The 15259-nt window shown below is 45.1% G+C and carries 10 protein-coding genes and 1 pseudogene; 5 read left to right on the top strand and 6 right to left on the bottom strand.

Annotation, left to right across the window (positions count from 1 at the left end; genetic code table 11):
• Positions 1–83: 83 nt before the first annotated feature.
• Positions 84–704: a prepilin-type N-terminal cleavage/methylation domain-containing protein gene (locus tag QUA03_RS05780; protein WP_445304837.1), complete on the bottom strand. Its 621-nt coding sequence runs from the start codon at positions 702–704 to the stop codon at positions 84–86.
• 618 nt (positions 705–1322) lie between these two features.
• Here QUA03_RS05780 and QUA03_RS05775 point away from each other — a divergent pair.
• Positions 1323–1631: pseudogene (locus QUA03_RS05775) on the top strand (precorrin-6A/cobalt-precorrin-6A reductase); the annotation flags it as partial.
• Positions 1632–1795: 164 nt separating this feature from the next.
• The gene (locus QUA03_RS05770; protein ID WP_333210450.1) at positions 1796–2575 is read left to right on the top strand and encodes a calcium-binding protein; all 780 of its coding nucleotides are present in this window, start codon (positions 1796–1798) and stop codon (positions 2573–2575) included.
• A gap of 100 nt (positions 2576–2675) precedes the next feature.
• On the opposite strand, the gene QUA03_RS05765 is transcribed toward QUA03_RS05770, so the two are convergent.
• On the bottom strand, positions 2676–3905 hold the full coding sequence (locus QUA03_RS05765; protein ID WP_333210449.1) for a CapA family protein: 1230 nt from the start codon (positions 3903–3905) through the stop codon (positions 2676–2678).
• Between the two features lie 63 nt (positions 3906–3968).
• Between QUA03_RS05765 and QUA03_RS05760 the strand changes: the two genes are divergently transcribed.
• The gene (locus QUA03_RS05760; protein WP_333210448.1) at positions 3969–4946 is read left to right on the top strand and encodes a hypothetical protein; all 978 of its coding nucleotides are present in this window, start codon (positions 3969–3971) and stop codon (positions 4944–4946) included.
• Between the two features lie 78 nt (positions 4947–5024).
• Positions 5025–5585: a Uma2 family endonuclease gene (locus QUA03_RS05755; protein ID WP_333210446.1), complete on the top strand. Its 561-nt coding sequence runs from the start codon at positions 5025–5027 to the stop codon at positions 5583–5585.
• Between the two features lie 117 nt (positions 5586–5702).
• Here QUA03_RS05755 and QUA03_RS05750 read toward each other — a convergent pair whose 3' ends face one another.
• From QUA03_RS05750 to QUA03_RS05740, 3 genes are all read right to left on the bottom strand, one after another.
• Positions 5703–6098, bottom strand: a complete 396-nt coding sequence (locus QUA03_RS05750; RefSeq protein WP_333210445.1) for an SH3 domain-containing protein — start codon at positions 6096–6098, stop codon at positions 5703–5705.
• Positions 6099–6178: 80 nt separating this feature from the next.
• On the bottom strand, positions 6179–7972 hold the full coding sequence (locus tag QUA03_RS05745; RefSeq protein WP_333210443.1) for an N-acetylmuramoyl-L-alanine amidase: 1794 nt from the start codon (positions 7970–7972) through the stop codon (positions 6179–6181).
• Between the two features lie 169 nt (positions 7973–8141).
• Positions 8142–9827 carry an NAD-binding protein gene (locus QUA03_RS05740; protein ID WP_333210442.1) on the bottom strand — a complete coding sequence of 562 codons (1686 nt, stop codon included), beginning with the start codon at positions 9825–9827 and terminating at the stop codon, positions 8142–8144.
• Positions 9828–10358: 531 nt separating this feature from the next.
• On the opposite strand from QUA03_RS05740, the gene QUA03_RS05735 reads away from it, so the two are divergent.
• On the top strand, positions 10359–11015 hold the full coding sequence (locus tag QUA03_RS05735) for a COP23 domain-containing protein (RefSeq protein ID WP_333210440.1): 657 nt from the start codon (positions 10359–10361) through the stop codon (positions 11013–11015).
• 89 nt (positions 11016–11104) lie between these two features.
• Here the strand turns inward: QUA03_RS05735 and QUA03_RS05730 are convergent, their stop codons facing one another.
• The gene (locus QUA03_RS05730) at positions 11105–15055 is read right to left on the bottom strand and encodes a cobaltochelatase subunit CobN (RefSeq protein WP_333210439.1); all 3951 of its coding nucleotides are present in this window, start codon (positions 15053–15055) and stop codon (positions 11105–11107) included.
• Between the last annotated feature and the right edge of the window lie 204 nt (positions 15056–15259).

The following is a 15259-nucleotide window of genomic DNA, read 5'->3' as shown; positions in this document are numbered from 1 at the left end:
TTTTTGACGAATATTTGCCCAAATGGAATTATCGAGCCGTACCCCAACCTGAGTAATTCATTAAGTTATTTATTTTTAATTCCTCAGTAACAATATCTTTTGTTTTCGTTGGGTTTTGATTGTCGTTTGGAGGTGCGTTTATGTCCTAAAAGAGTGGAGATGATGATGCAGCGTTGGCTGTTTCTTAAGTTGGGATGATATAGCGTTAGGGTTCCTTTGGCTCTTATACTCGTTAGCGTGCAATCGTGGTCGCTTCGAGATACGGGGCAACCTCTGTGGTTGAACATGACGCGCCGGATTGTGCCGTTTGTTTTTTGCTCGTTGCTTTCATTTACTTGGAGCACTGTTGTTTCATCTGGATCTATATGAATTTGCGGTTCTAGGTTTTTCCATTGACTGTCTGGTATTTGAGCTGGGGGAATGTCGGCTGGGTGAACGGCTATTTGTACATTTTCTCCTACTTGTTTGAAGCTGGCTTGCCATGAAATTTTGGATCGTTTGGCGTTGCTGTGGGCAAGTTCCATTGCCCAATAAGCTCTATCGAGCGATAGCTTTAAACGGTGGTTGTTGATAAACATTAGCCAAGAGGGGGCGACGATCGCACAAAATATTCCTATGATTAAAAGAATTATCAATAGCTCAATCATTGTAAAACCTGCAGCAGGTGTAGTGGCTCTGCCTTTAAACGTTTTATTTATTGACACGTAGATGAACTCCCTGATATTTAGCTTGCCAAAAAAACAGCTAGGAAGAGCTATTTTTTTTATTGGCTATATTTTAACTTTGGGTTTGGGAAGTGTGTAGATCGGTATTTACTGAAAATTTATGCGACTTAAAAAAAACTGGGGGTAAGGAAACGGCAGTCAGGAAACGGTAGTGCGGTTTCCCTACAGCAATTTTGTCGATCGCCCGATCGCATCAGAACCCGAAGGTATGTAGGGAGAATCTCAATTTCTAGCTTGCCTACTTTCATTGAGATGCTCCCGACGTGCCGGGAGTCAAGGTGGAAATTTGTACTTAACTTGAGAGACAAATTTACTTTCGACGCTCGTATTTTAGCGTCAAGAATAGTTTGTCCTCACTGTGAGAATTATACAGAAGAATTCCATCAGAATCTTGCGGAGTCCAGGGCGATCGCGCGATCGGATATAACGATTCCCCGGTTAATGGTAGGAAAACGGCAGTGCGGTGTCCTAATTTCGGGTAAGGGGTAAAATCAACCGGATCGGATGTAACGATCGCCCAATTTGTAGGGAAACGGCACTGCCCTACCGCGATTTCGGGTAATATCGTTTTCCCTGACGCACCCTAGATCAGTGACTATTTGGTTTTTGATGGGGGCGATCGATCCTCCTGCACTAAATACTCCTATACCTAACGGTAAATTGTTATTAGCAAGGGGGCCTTTTTCTTTGGAAGACGAGCGTCAATTATTATTAGAATATCGGATTGATACAATTGTTAGTAAAAACAGCGGCGGCGGTGCTACTTATGCGAAAATTGTGGCGGCTAGGGAACTGGGAATTCCGGTGGTGATGGTGCAGCGGCCGCCGATTGCGGATGTTGAGCAGGCTGCTGATGTTGAAGGGGCGATTTATTGGCTCATTCAGCAGTTGAGTTCCCTAAAATGAGTGTCACTCAAACAAGCGACTGGTCGAAAATTTTCAAAATAGTTAAAGTAGATATAACTGATTAAGGGAGAGCGATCGCGCTCTGAGATTTTTCAATCCCACTTCGAGGGAAATTTCCCTCGCACGATTTACGCTGGCGACTAGCAATTTAAGGAACTACAACAATGCTTATCACTGGAACTGAAGCAGCAGACAGCTTGAAAGGCACCTCAGAATATGATGTCATATATGGCTTAGCAGGGGATGATTCTCTAGTAGGCTTGGGCGGAAACGACTTTCTGTACGGTGGCGAAGATGACGATACACTCTATGGCGGTTTTGGCAACGACCAACTATTTGGTGAAAATGGCGATGACTTCCTCGACGGTGGCTATGGATACGACCAATTAAATGGGGGTAGCGGTAATGACGAACTGCGGGGCGGGTATGCGGATGACATCCTAATTGGAGGTAGCGGAAACGATAAATTAGACGGCGAGTTTGGAGATGATTTTCTCATCGGTGGCACGGAAAATGATTCTCTTTACGGCGGCGATGGAAACGACATCCTAACTGATAGTGGCGTAGGCCGCGATGGCAGCGACTATTTAGATGGCGGTAGCGGAAATGACCGAATAATTGCTTACGGTTACGGGGCGGAAATTGATGCAGATACGCTGATTGGCGGGACAGGATTGGATACCTTCGTTCTCGGTGCGCCCGGTCAGGCTTTCTACAATGTTGGCGGCGATGCTGACTACGCATTAATTACTGATTATCTGCCCTTTGCAGACACAATTCAACTGCAAGGAAGTGCGTCTGACTACCTCTTAGATGGCTCTCCAATTCAGGGAATTTCTGGCACTGCTATTTACCGCGAAGAAAATTCAAATTACGAACTAATTGCTGTTTTGCAGGACAGGTTTTTAACTCAGAGCGCTCTAGGTTTATTCACTTACGTGTAGGCGACACTTCTCAAAAACAAGTGGTAGCTGATAGGTGGAAGAGACTAAGCATCCAACTAAAACCTAAAACCTAGATAGAGTGCTATCCCGTCCCCCCTGCTTAAGGGAGGGATTTCTTGTTATTTTGAGGTTTATTTAAAGAGTTAAGATGATTGTTCATATCCTGCAAATATTTTGATAAAATTGGATATTGCGAAGTTGCTAAGAGTGGATCTTTTTTACCGGTGACAGTTTTTGCTAGGGGCAAAACGCGGTAGTTGAATTTGTTGTTCAAGCTGTAGCGGTGCACCCAAGTAGGATGTGTTTTTACCTCTGTAATTTCTGTGGTTTTTTCGGGAAATTTTTTGCGAATATTTACTTGCAAAATTACCCCTAAGTCTGTATATTTTCTATTCTGACCGGAAATGAAGTTTCCCATTGAATAAATTGCTACAGCTTTGCGGGTTTTGCCATTTTTTCCGGGAAATTTAAAAATTTTGTAAGGTTGAACGACGTGGGGATGGCTGCCGAGAATGATGTCTGCACCAGCTTTTAATAGGTTTTCAACTAATTGTTTTTGTTGGGGGTTTGGCTGTCGCTGATATTCGTCGCCAAAATGCAGGGAAATTGCGATAATATCTGCTCCTTGTTTGCGGGCTTTGGCAATGTCTTTGACTATCTTTTTTTCGTCGATTAGGGAAACTAAGTAATCTTTGCCTTTGGGTATGGGAATGCCGTTTGTGCCGTAGGTGTAAGCTAGCTTGGCTAGTGAAATGTTGTTTTTGGTGCTGATTAAAGTGCGTGAAGCCTCGGCGGTAGATGTGGCTGTTCCTGTGGAAGCAATTTTGCGATCGCTCAGATTGGCGATCGTCCTAATTACCCCTTTTTCTCCACGGTCTAAAGCATGATTATTCGCGGTTGTCAAGATATTAAATCCGGCTTTTTTAGCCGCATCCGCTAATTGAGCCGGTGCGTTAAATAGCGGATATCCCGTATATCCGCCTGCATCTTCCCCCGCTAAAGGTGTTTCGAGATTTCCGATCACCCAATCGCCTGTTGATAAGATACTTTTAACGGGTGCGAAGAAAGTGTCAAAATTGTATGTTTTATTTTTTGCGTCGTAGCCCGATCGCGTTTGGGTACTGTGCATCATGATGTCGCCGACAGCAATTAGTTTTGCTTCTTTGATCTCAGACTTTGGTTGGGCGGGAACAGGGGCTGCAATTGGCGATGGCGTCCCGCCCCGCAAGCTACGACTTTCTGTAGGCTGTGTGTTGGTTTGTGGCGTTTGAATATTGCAGCCTGCGATCGAAAGCATAGCCATTAGCGAGAGCAACCGACGAAAATCCATAATTTTCAAGAGTGATTTGTCGGCTTACATGGTATCATAACTAATTTAGTTACGGCTAAATAGATGAAAAAAAACTATCTAATTATTGCCTTTATTGTTTTTGTATTAATTACGGGTTTTGGTGTTTTAACTTACGCTCAAACTTCCAGCAATAGACCTTTTGAATTTGCCTTGATTGGCGATTTGCCCTACAGTGCCGAACAGGAAGCACAATTTCCGAGTTTGATTGCAGATATCAATCGATCGCCCGCAGCGTTTGTAGTCCACGACGGCGACATTAAAAACGGTTCTAGTGTCTGCGATGATGCAACTTTTTTCAGCCGCAAGCAGTTATTTGACAATTTTGAGATGCCGTTTATTCTTGCCTATGGCGATAATGAATGGACGGATTGCCACCGATCAAAAAACGGCAGTTACGATCCCGTAGAAAGACTCGCTAAACTGCGGGAAATTTTCAACCAGGGTAATCAAAGTTTGGGAAAGCGCACCTTAACTCTCACCCGTCAAAGCGAAAACCCGCAGTTTGCTAAATTCCGCGAAAATGTTCGCTGGATTTATCATGGAGTTGTGTTTTTGGCGATTAATATGCCGGGAAGCAACAACAATTTTGGCCGTACTCCCGAAGCAGATGCAGAATATGCCGATCGCAATTGGGCTAACTTAGCCTGGATCAAAGAATGTTTTGCTTTAGCCAAACGCAGCAACAGCAAAGGAATTGTGTTAGTTGCACAGGCAAATCCGGGATTTGAATTCGATCCGACGGACAAAAGAAGAAGCGGTTACAACGATTTTATCGCAACTCTGGAAACAGAAACAGGCAATTTCCCAGGGCAGGTTGTATTCGTCCACGGCGATACTCACTATTTCCGCATCGATAAACCTTTACCCCATTTTACCGATGAGACTCAACTACCGAGAATGAAAAATTTTACTAGAGTTGAAACTTTTGGTTCTCCCAACGTGCATTGGTTGCGGGCTTTTTATGACCCGGAAAATCCTAATTTGTTTGAGTTTAAGCAGCAGATTGTTCCGAAAAATTAGGCGAGGTAACACCATTGTTATGCAAAATAAATAATTTTTGAATTACACTGAAGATAGGTAGAATTGAGGAATTTATTTATGACGATCGCAACTAAGCGCCTTACTCTTGAACAATTTCTGAAACTGCCAGAAACTAAACCGGCTAGTGAATACATTGAGGGGGAAATTCTCCAAAAACCTATGCCGAAAATTAAACATTCTCGTTTCCAGGGGCAATTCCTGCGTGTCATTAATGAAGTGGTAGAGGAACTCAAGATAGCTTATGCTTTTCCAGAGTTGCGGTGTACCTTTGGCGGTCAATCGATTGTTCCAGATATTGCGGTACTATTATGGGAACAGATTCAATTTGATGACAGCGGCGAACCAGTGGATGATGTGCGAATTGCACCGTATTGGGCGATCGAAATTCTCTCGCCACAGCAAAGCTCAAATCGCGTAACTAGAAGAATTATTCACTGTCTGCAACATAATTGTCAGTTGGGGTGGCTAGTTGATCCAGACGATCGATCGATTTTAGCGTTTTTGCCCAACCAACAACCGCAATTCTGCGAAGGTAGCGATATCCTTCCTGTTCCCGAAATGATTCCCCTGAATATCACCGCCGAACAGGTGTTTAGCTGGTTGAGAATGCAACAATGAATCAGGGCGATCGTCTTTTTTGTACCAATTAAAAAAATCTCCAGGTTGGGTTGCTAATGAGGACTTTCCTCTTTATTTAAACTCAGGAATGTAAGTCCTCACTACAAACCAAATTCCCTATTGTCGCCACCTGTCAAATTGGTCTTCGGAACAGCCATTAATAAATTGATTGTTCACCCAACCGTCGAGGATGGTCAAAGTTTCATTAGGAGGATTACCCGAAAATCTGGCCGCAATTTTCACCCAATTACCTTGTCTGCTGAAAGCCCTAACTCCGTCTCCCCTTTTCAATTTAGCTACAACCGCGTACTTATTTCCTGGGCCTTTGCGAATGTTAACAGCGCCACCTTCACCTGTAATAAACGAGCATTGAGTTTGCTTTTTTAAAGCTTCTGCTTTTGCGGGAGCCAGGCTTTGCTGCTTGCCGAAAACAGGAAAGCTGTAAAGCGAGAAGCTAAAACTTGCAACGACGGCTGCAATAAAAAAGGCTTTGGATTGAGTAAAAATTAGCATTATTTCATTTCCTTGGATTGGCAGAACTGAAGTCCCGATTATAATTTTTTGAGAATGACTTCAGTCCTTACTACTAACTATTATTTGACCGAGGCAAACCATTCGGTAACACCTTGGGCGATCGCCTCAGCTAATTTTCTTTGTTCTGTCGGATTCACAATCCATTCAAACTCTTCGGGATTGATCATAAATCCCAATTCCATTAAAACAGATGGAGTAACGGCAGGACGAGTCATGGCTAAGTTGTTCCAGAATACACCATAGCTCGGACGGTTCAACTTGGCAACTAAATAATTGTGCAAAAACATTGCCAAACTGTGCGCTTGCGGGTGAAACCAGAAAGCGGCGACGCCTTTAGTCTTAATGGCATCGCCGTTATCCGGCAAAGCATTGTAGTGAATTGAAATTGCGATCGCAGGTTCTTCTTTTTGAATCATTACCACCCTCGGTGGCAAATCCAAATCGACATCTTCTACCCGCGTCATTACCACATTCGCGCCCCGATTTACCAATTCCTGTTGCACCAATTTCGACACTGTTAAAGATACTGTTTTTTCCCTAATTCCCACTGGACTCACAGCACCTCCATCCTCTGGCCCGCCGTGTCCAGGATCGATGAGAATCTTAATTCCCGACAGCGGCTTTGCTTGCGACACAGGTATCATGCTTGTATTCGCCGGCGGGTTTTTTAAAGACAGCACTAAAGTTGTGCCCTCGTATCTCAATTTATAGCCCCACTGCTGGGCAGATTTGAGATTAAAAGTATATTGTACTTGCAGTGGCGCGATTTGTTGCCATTCTAAACGTGAAATTACTGGGTCATCCGAGAGGCGAATAATGTCAGTTTGAGCGGTAGTATTGTACAGGGTTAAAGTGAAAGTGCGTTCTCCTTCCTGCACGGTGACTGGGACGGGTGTTTCTAAGGGAAATAACACCTCTGTCCAGCCGGAAACTTGACGCGAGCTGGCGCTGCGAATAATCGATCGCGGAGGCACTGTATCCTTGACAATTCGCACTTCCGATGCTTTTATCCAAGCACCGTAATCGAGTCTGATCCATTCTCCCTCGCGCCCAATAATTGTTGCTCGCGTTCCCTTCGGCAGCGGTGTCATCCGAGAAAAATCTGTACTCGCTCCGGTTCTGGCAACACCAGGATCTGCTGTTACTTCGGCTATTTCTAAGTCAACCGGAGAAAGAATAGAAATCTTGCCAGTACCCTGTTGGCTGATAGTTTTATCGTTCATTGTTAGTTCAAACGATGGCACGCCTAAATCAACTGTTTCTCCCTTAGATGAGAGGGCGTTGTCAGGGGTTTTACCGCAGCCTTGATACTGTTGGCTGCCGCCTTTATTGATCGGGGAATTTGCGTCTAAAAGTACAGATGCGTTGTCGGGTAGTTCCACTTGCGATCGCGCTTTTAAAGGAATAGTAACTCCCGCCAATTTTACCGAAACTTGAGCATTCGCAGGTGCGATCGCCCCAAAGCAAATATATTCCCCCGGCAAACTCGCGACATCGACTTTCGGCGTCAGGGAATCTTTAGCAAAAGCCAATCCTACAGGAGCTACTGGCTGATTCGACTCGCGCGTCACCTTAATTTTGACTTCCTGATTGTCGTAACGCAATGTAAAGACATTTTCGCCGAGTTGCAGCGGAAAAGTCGGGGCGAAATGCCCGGATGCGGTGCGCGAAATTTGGTTGCCATTTACTAACACTTGTCCCGGTGCGGGCGCTGTGCCGATTAAAAAGATGCGATCGGCTGTAGTTTTGTGGTTAACGGGAGGATAAGCGACGAACAAAGGTTGAGCGGCGACAGCTACAGAGGCGATCGCAATTATCAGACCAAACACACATAATGCTAAAAATTTTCTCATTCTATATCGCAACTAATTGAGAGTTTGTTGATTATTTATACTAGAACTTGCCCTAAGAAACCGGATTTCAGAGGATTAGTCGTAAGTCTTATTTACTAGACAGAGACCATTTTATCAGGTTTGTAGTTGCAATTGAGCGATCGGCAATATAAATTCCCGCGTCAAACCATTAAGTTTTAATTAGTTCAGAGGTCGTTCTCCACAGTTGCTCCAACCGATTCGCAGGCATCGTCAAATACAAAACATCCCCCGCACTCAGACAACAATTCAGCAAATCCCAGCCGTGAATAGTTTGACCCTTAGTTTCGGCATACAGAGGCACAAAATCCGCAGACTTAGCAGCATCTTGAATACGGTGGCCACAGAAAGGATGGTTTGGCGTAATCAATGTGGCCAAGCAAACCCATAGACTATCAGCAGTCATTCCGTTGCCCAAAATTCTGCCTCCAATCGCCGCCGCCGCGAAAGCAGGAGCCGCCAATTCCGTCGGGTTCAAAACTCCTTCAAACTCAAAAACTTGCTGCACCATTAAAGCAAAATGTGGATCTTGGTTGCGGACAATAACTGATAGTTTTGGTGCCAATCCTTTAGCGCTCAAGGCAATTTCGACATTAGACATATCGCTGCTAGTTACCGCTAAAAGTGCTGCCGCTTGCTTAACATTAGCAGCTTCCAAAGTTGCGGGCAAACTAGCACTTCCCTGAATGACCGGAATTTTCATTGAGCGAGCCGTGTTCAGAAACCGGCAGTTTGGATCTTGCTCGATCGCCACAATATCGTAACCGTTAGTGTGCAGTTCTTTAGCAATTTGGATGCCAATTCCTCCGAGTCCGCAGATAATGTAATGATGGCGCTGCGGAACTCGCGCCACATCCCAATATTCGGTAAAGCGAGTTCCCAATACATAATCGTTGAGCAGTGCGTAGCAGAGGCCGATGATGCCGGCTCCAACTAACATCATGACAATTGTAAATAGTTTAATGCTTTCGGGAGCTTGTTCGGCTACTTTTTCATGGCCTCCTGCTCCGGTAATCATCCCTACTGAAAAATAGAGAGAATCGACAATTGAGATATGCTCGTCAACACAAATATAGGTGGCAGTAGCAACGGCAATCATGGCCAGCAGTGCCAGTACCACAATTACCGCTGCTTGGCTGTGCTGCTGAAATCTGTGCAGCTTAGTTAATGTTTTGAGCAGTTTTTGAGCTAAAGTTTTTTGGGTGCTGCGGATAGTCGGCTGAGTGGCAACAATTAGCCGATCGCCCTGCTGACACTGCCGATCGGCAAGCACCGCCGATACTAAATCAGTTTTGTTAGCAGCCGGCAGATAATAAATCAACATTCGCGATCGATCGTCCCACAAATCGCTCAGTTTGCGATTTTTCCAAGGATGTGTTTCATCGATATATTCTTCGTGAATCGCCCAAGTGCGATCGAACAAACGCAACTGCCCGATCGCCTGATTTCCGAGAGCCGCAAAGGCAAAAACCGGAGCCGCCAACGATGAAACGCTCATGGAAGTGTGATCGGGCAAAGTGTGGTCAATTCTGTCGCCCAAGCTAGTATTGAACAATCTGTTGATGATGCGAATCTGAGGATTGAGAATCCTCGCTTGCATCAAAATTGCCAAATTTACAGCATCATCGTCTCCTGCAATTACTAAAGTGTGAGCGTTTTGAATGCCTGCAGCCAACAAGGTAGAAGCTGCTTGCAAATTGCCGACAACCACATCAGAAGTTTCGCCGCGAATTGGGCGATCGCTAATACCAACCACAATCGCTCCTTGCTGTCTCAACAAACAAAAAATCTTGTGTCCCGTGTGCCCCAACCCGCAAACAATGATTCGAGGTTTCATAAAAAGTTATTTGCCAGCCAATTTCGGAGCTGTCCTTGTAGTTTTACTTACCATTGTTGACTGTCCTGGCTTTACAGAATGTAGCTAAAAACACTATCTATGATACTTGTGCCACAGTCTCGAAGTGTTGGAAACAAAGCAAAAGCTGTGCCGTGTTCCTAAAGCCACCTTCCCAAGCGTTGAAATAAAGACACCACACTGCCATGTACCTACAGACATGAGATGCAACTAACCTGATTTAATATTTGAAAAATATCCGGGTGCGACAGCCAACCAGCAGAATTTGAATAGGTAGGGACAGCACACTGGCTATTAGTCACAACTTAACGTCAAACCGACCGTCTCTCTTGTTTGTATCGCAGTCTAGATCCCCCCTAACCCCCCTTAATAAGGGGGGGACAGGAGGCTTCTCAAAGTCCCCCTTATTAAGGGGGATTTAGGGGGATCGAGACTCGTCGGGTATAAACAAGAGATACATAAGGTTTTCAGTCTTAAATTGACACCAATAGATACTGCCCTGTTCCTACAACTATGACTTCCTACATAAATTTAACTGCCTTAGCGGCAGGAGTTATTATGAAATTGACTGCACCCTTATTAGCATCCGCTTTAGTGTTCGCCGGTACTGTCGCCTTTGCCAGCCAAGTACAAGCTGCTCCAACGAGCAACTGGAATAACACTAGAACAACATTTCAGTGCGTTACTTCCGGTCGTAATTTTGTCACAATTGCGCGGCGGGGAAATGTCACAACAGATCCAATGATTCTGTGGAAATCTACCGAGTTCGGCCGCGAATATACACCTTGGCAGCGCTGTCAAATTGTTTCCAATAGATTGACCAAAGCTGTTGCCCAGAATGGCGGAAGATTGAGCAACTTGCAGTTAACAACAGGAATTGTTAATAACTTGCCCGTAGTTTGTTATGTGAACGGACGGGGGCGCTGCAACTCTCAAAATCTGCTGTTCACCCTAGACAAACGCAATGCTAAAAATCCCGGTGATGCTTTAACGAGATTGATTAATTTTGCCCAAGACGGCAGCGGACCCGTGACAGTGTTCAGAACCGGAGCTCCATCGTCTACACCGCAGTTTGTTCCTTTTGGAGATATGGTCGATCGAGCTTTTAATTCTCCAAACAACAAACCGTCAGTTCCTGTAGCAAAACCGCAGGGCGATCGGGGTATTTAATAGTCGCGCCCCTAACTTGCACCTAAAAATTTTTGAAACTATTGTGGGGTGGGCTTCTAGCCCGCCCCTAACTATTTATATTAAAAACACTACACTGTCACCCCTTCAATTTTCTCATCTGTTAACTCGTACAACTCGCGCAACTGCTGCAACTTATCCGCATCCGGCAGCCAAAAACCTCGCCCGTTAGCCTCCAACATTCTGCCGACAATATTGCGAAAAGCTTCAGGATTTGCCTCCCGCAACTTCTTCGCCATCTCTTCATCTAAAGCATAAGTATCAGCCGCCTGATCGTAAACCCAACTATCAGTAAAATCAGCCGTTCCGCCCCAACCAATTAACGCCGTCATCCGCTGCGAAATTTCATAAGCGCCGCCCGAACCTTGATTAACCATCGCGTTAGCCCACTTAGGATTGAGCAACTTAGTTCGATATTCCAAGCGCAGCAAATCTTCTAAATTGCGCGGAGTTGTATCCTGAGAAAAACTTTCTACAAAACTCGTGTTAACCTTTTTACCGCGCTGCTTTTCTGCGGCTTTCTTCAAACCGCCCGTATTCGCATAATACTCTTGAATATCAGTCAAACCGTATTCAACAGAATCAATTTCTTGAATTATGCGATCGCACCCTTGCAACAACTGAGTCAAAACCTCCGGCCTCGCTTCCCCCTTATCCTTCCTCCCGTAACTAAAAACATTGCGACTTTCCCAAGTTTTCCCCAATTCATCCCCCGATTCCCAACTACCATCAACAACCCTATCGTTAACCAAAGAACCAAAATCCCCAGCCGGATTAGAAAACAACCTTGCCGAATAATTCTGCACACCTTTTGCCTGCAAAATTAAAGCGTGTTTGCGAATAAAATTCTCCGATTCCGGTTCATCAGCATCCGCCGCCCGCACGAACAAATCATCCAACAATTCAATAATATTCACAAAGCTATCTCGGAAAATCCCCGAAAGATTTCCCAACACATCAATCCGGGGATGACCGACATCAGCTAACGGTTTTAATTCATAGCGAACAATGCGGCCAGTACCTTCTTTAAGAGGTTCAGCCCCCACCAATTCTAGCAGAATTCCAATAGATTCGCCCCGCGTTTTAATCGCATCCAAACCCCACAACATTACCGCCACAGTCTCAGGATAATTCCCCTGTTCCTCAACGTGCTTCTCAATAATTTTCCGAGCAATTTCGCGCCCCCTTTCATAAGCCGCCGGAGAAGGCATCCGATAAGGATCTAAAGCGTGAATATTCCTGCCAGTTGGCAACACCCCAGCCCCATCCCGCAACAAATCCCCGCCCGGTGCAGGCAGAATATATTCCCCATTCAAACCCCGCAAAAGATTAGTCAACTCATCCGTCGTTTGCAACAACAAATCTCTAACTAACAAACCCTCCTCAAAAACCCCATCCCACCCCTCTTTCTCTTCCTCTCTGCGCCCTCTGCGCCTCTGCGGTTCATTTTCTTCAAAAACCAGTTCTTGCACCTGTTCCTGTGATAACCTATCCCCAAAATAAGCCTCAAGATAAGAGGTCATTTCCTCAGAATTAGGCGGTTCTCCGAGAACGTGCAAACCCGATGAAAATAAGCGAGATTCCACCACCTGTAAATACTCATAAAGCTTCACCAAATAGCGGTTAAAAGCATCAGCACTGAACATTCCCACATTTTCAAAACTAAAAGCTATCCCCAACTTTCGAGCCTCATCAAACGGACAATCAGCCTCCAAACCGCTATCTAAAACTTTCTTACAAATAGCCTCTTTCAGCACATAATTCTTTGCCGTATCTTCCCGATATTCCGCAATCAAATCTCGCAAATCCATCAATTCCTTGTACAAGCCAGCGCGGCCGTAAGGTGGCACGTTGTGAGAAATTAAAACACCGTAACCGCGCCGTTTTGCTAACATCGATTCCGAGGGATTGTTGGCGGCATAGATATAAAGATTCGGCAAACTTCCCAACAAAATATCCGACCAAGAATAGCCAGTATTTCCCAGAGGAGATCCCGGCAACCATTCAACAGTGCCGTGCATTCCGAAGTGAACCAAAGCATCAGCTTGCAAATCATTTTGCAGCCACTTGTAAAAAGCAGCATATTGAGGGTGAGGCGTCAAATCGCGATCGAACATTAAGCGCATCGGATCGCCCGAAATTCCCAGCGGCGGCTGCAAACCTATCCAAACATTCCCCAGTTGAATGCCACCGATTTGGAACTCATCGCCGTCAGTCTTAATCCCAGTACCAGTCAAAGATTTCCACTGTTTTTCAATACGACTTATTGACAAATACCCCAGCCACTTCTCCAGAGTTTTAACATTAACAGTATGGCCAAACCCTCCCCTCCCATCTGCGTTCATCCCCGTTAATCCGCCTGTATCTGCGGTTGCAGCATCATCCGCCTCTTTCACCCTGCGAATTAACTCCTCCCCGTCAGCCGGAATTTCTCCAACTTTATAACCTGCTGCTTGAAGTTTGTGCAGGAAATTTAACAGGGATTTCGGTACATTTAATAAAGCAGCCGTACCCGCCGCACCGTAACCGGGAGGAAACCCGTAGAGAATAATCGCAATTTTCCTTTCCGAGGGCGGAGTTTGGCGTAGTTTCACCCAATTGTTAATTCTACTTGTCAGGCGTTTTGCGCGATCGGGCACCAGATAAATATCCTCACCCACCAAACCGCCCAGGGGAACAGGATCGATCGCGCCATCCAACTCAGGCAAAGCATACAATACCACACTTTGCAAACCTCCAATCCCCTGACGAGTCCAAGAATGGATATCCTGAATCAGCAGAGGTGCGGACACAAAATAAGGTACATTTTTAGCAGTTAAAATGCGCTTAGCAACTTCCACCTGCCTTCCACCCTCCATCGAACCAGCAGGCCCGCCAACCAAAGGAAAGCCAATAGTAGAAACAATCGCATCAACTTCCACAGCATCTTTGGCCAGCGAAAGAGTTTCTATATTGCCTTGTTTTCGGCGCGCAGTTTCATCAGCAGTCGTCATCCAATCCCGCACCGCCACATGGCCTTCAACACCATTGATAAAAATCGGCAAAGGCACAATTCCTGCATCTTCAAAATAGCGAATTAATTGAGGAATATAAAGCTGCTTGGTGATAACGTGCTTGCGGTAAAGCAAGATGCCCACAACTGGGGATTTTACTTGATATGAATTTTGAGACCAATTGGTCTCAAATTTTGTGGAACGGGCATCTTGCCCGTTAAAAACCAGGTCTAAATTTTGAGACCAATTGGTCTCAAATTTTGTGGAACGGGCATCTTGCCCGTTATAAGCCTTTCTATCAAGATGTCTAGCCTCTTTTGTAGAACGGGCATCTTGCCCGCCCCTAGCACTTTGATTCCCGAGATACCAATCCAAATATTGCCGAGGCGATTCAAAATAACCATTATAATCAGGATGCAATAAACCCATATTGGGAGTTTCCACAGGCGGCGGAATTTCTGCAAGCTTCAGCCCCAAATACTTTTCGGAAATAATCCAAAACATCGAGACAACATTATCCGCACCACCCGCATTCCAGTAACCATAAATAATCAGCCAGTTTCGCAAATCCTGCACTTTTTGCACCGGCACATACTTTAATAACTTCGGCCCAACCTTCAAAAAGCTGATATAACCAGCCAGCTTATCTTCTTCTCGCCCATTGCTGAACTTATCTAGAATAAACTTAACAGGCTTCGGCATTCCCTTCGGTTTGTCGCCAATTTTAAAAGCACCAATTTGAGTAAGACTCATCAATTCCAAAGCCGACTCAAAAACCAGGCGAATCGGAATATTTTGCACCCTTTCTCGCAGCCACATTACCGCATCGTAATCAAACAGCAAACTCCCAAAAAACACATCAGCATTCGAGAGGGCGGCGGCTACAGCGTCGGGTTCGTCTGCGAGGGCGCGATCGCTAAAAACCCGTACTTCCAATCCCTGACACCCAGAAACAGCCAACTCCGCAGCTTTCCGGTACAAATCAGCATTAAAAGATTCAAACCCTGCAATTAAGACAATGCGTTTCACAGCCCAACCTCGAAATATTTGCTTCTTTTAATGATAAACTAATCCCAGAGATTCACAGACAAAATGCCTGTGCCACTAATAAAACAGAAAAACTTCTTGCTTCACTTCTTACTCTTCCTTCGCGCCCTTCGCGCCTTCGCGGTTCGTCAAATATTTATTCTGGAAGTAACAAAAAATTAAAATAATCAAACCACTCCAAACACA

The organism is Microcoleus sp. S36b_A4, assembly GCF_036700645.1.
In the GTDB taxonomy this organism is placed as follows: Bacteria; Cyanobacteriota; Cyanobacteriia; order Cyanobacteriales; family Microcoleaceae; genus Microcoleus.
This window is presented reverse-complemented; position numbering and strand designations above follow the sequence as displayed.

Coding starts and splice junctions, on each gene's coding strand:
- QUA03_RS05745 (WP_333210443.1), bottom strand. CDS start 7,972: ATGAGAAAATTTTTAGCATTATGTGTGTTTGGTCTGATAATTGCGATC.
- QUA03_RS05750 (WP_333210445.1), bottom strand. CDS start 6,098: ATGCTAATTTTTACTCAATCCAAAGCCTTTTTTATTGCAGCCGTCGTT.
- QUA03_RS05765 (WP_333210449.1), bottom strand. CDS start 3,905: ATGGATTTTCGTCGGTTGCTCTCGCTAATGGCTATGCTTTCGATCGCA.
- QUA03_RS05755 (WP_333210446.1), top strand. CDS start 5,025: ATGACGATCGCAACTAAGCGCCTTACTCTTGAACAATTTCTGAAACTG.
- QUA03_RS05740 (WP_333210442.1), bottom strand. CDS start 9,827: ATGAAACCTCGAATCATTGTTTGCGGGTTGGGGCACACGGGACACAAG.
- QUA03_RS05770 (WP_333210450.1), top strand. CDS start 1,796: ATGCTTATCACTGGAACTGAAGCAGCAGACAGCTTGAAAGGCACCTCA.
- QUA03_RS05760 (WP_333210448.1), top strand. CDS start 3,969: ATGAAAAAAAACTATCTAATTATTGCCTTTATTGTTTTTGTATTAATT.
- QUA03_RS05735 (WP_333210440.1), top strand. CDS start 10,359: ATGACTTCCTACATAAATTTAACTGCCTTAGCGGCAGGAGTTATTATG.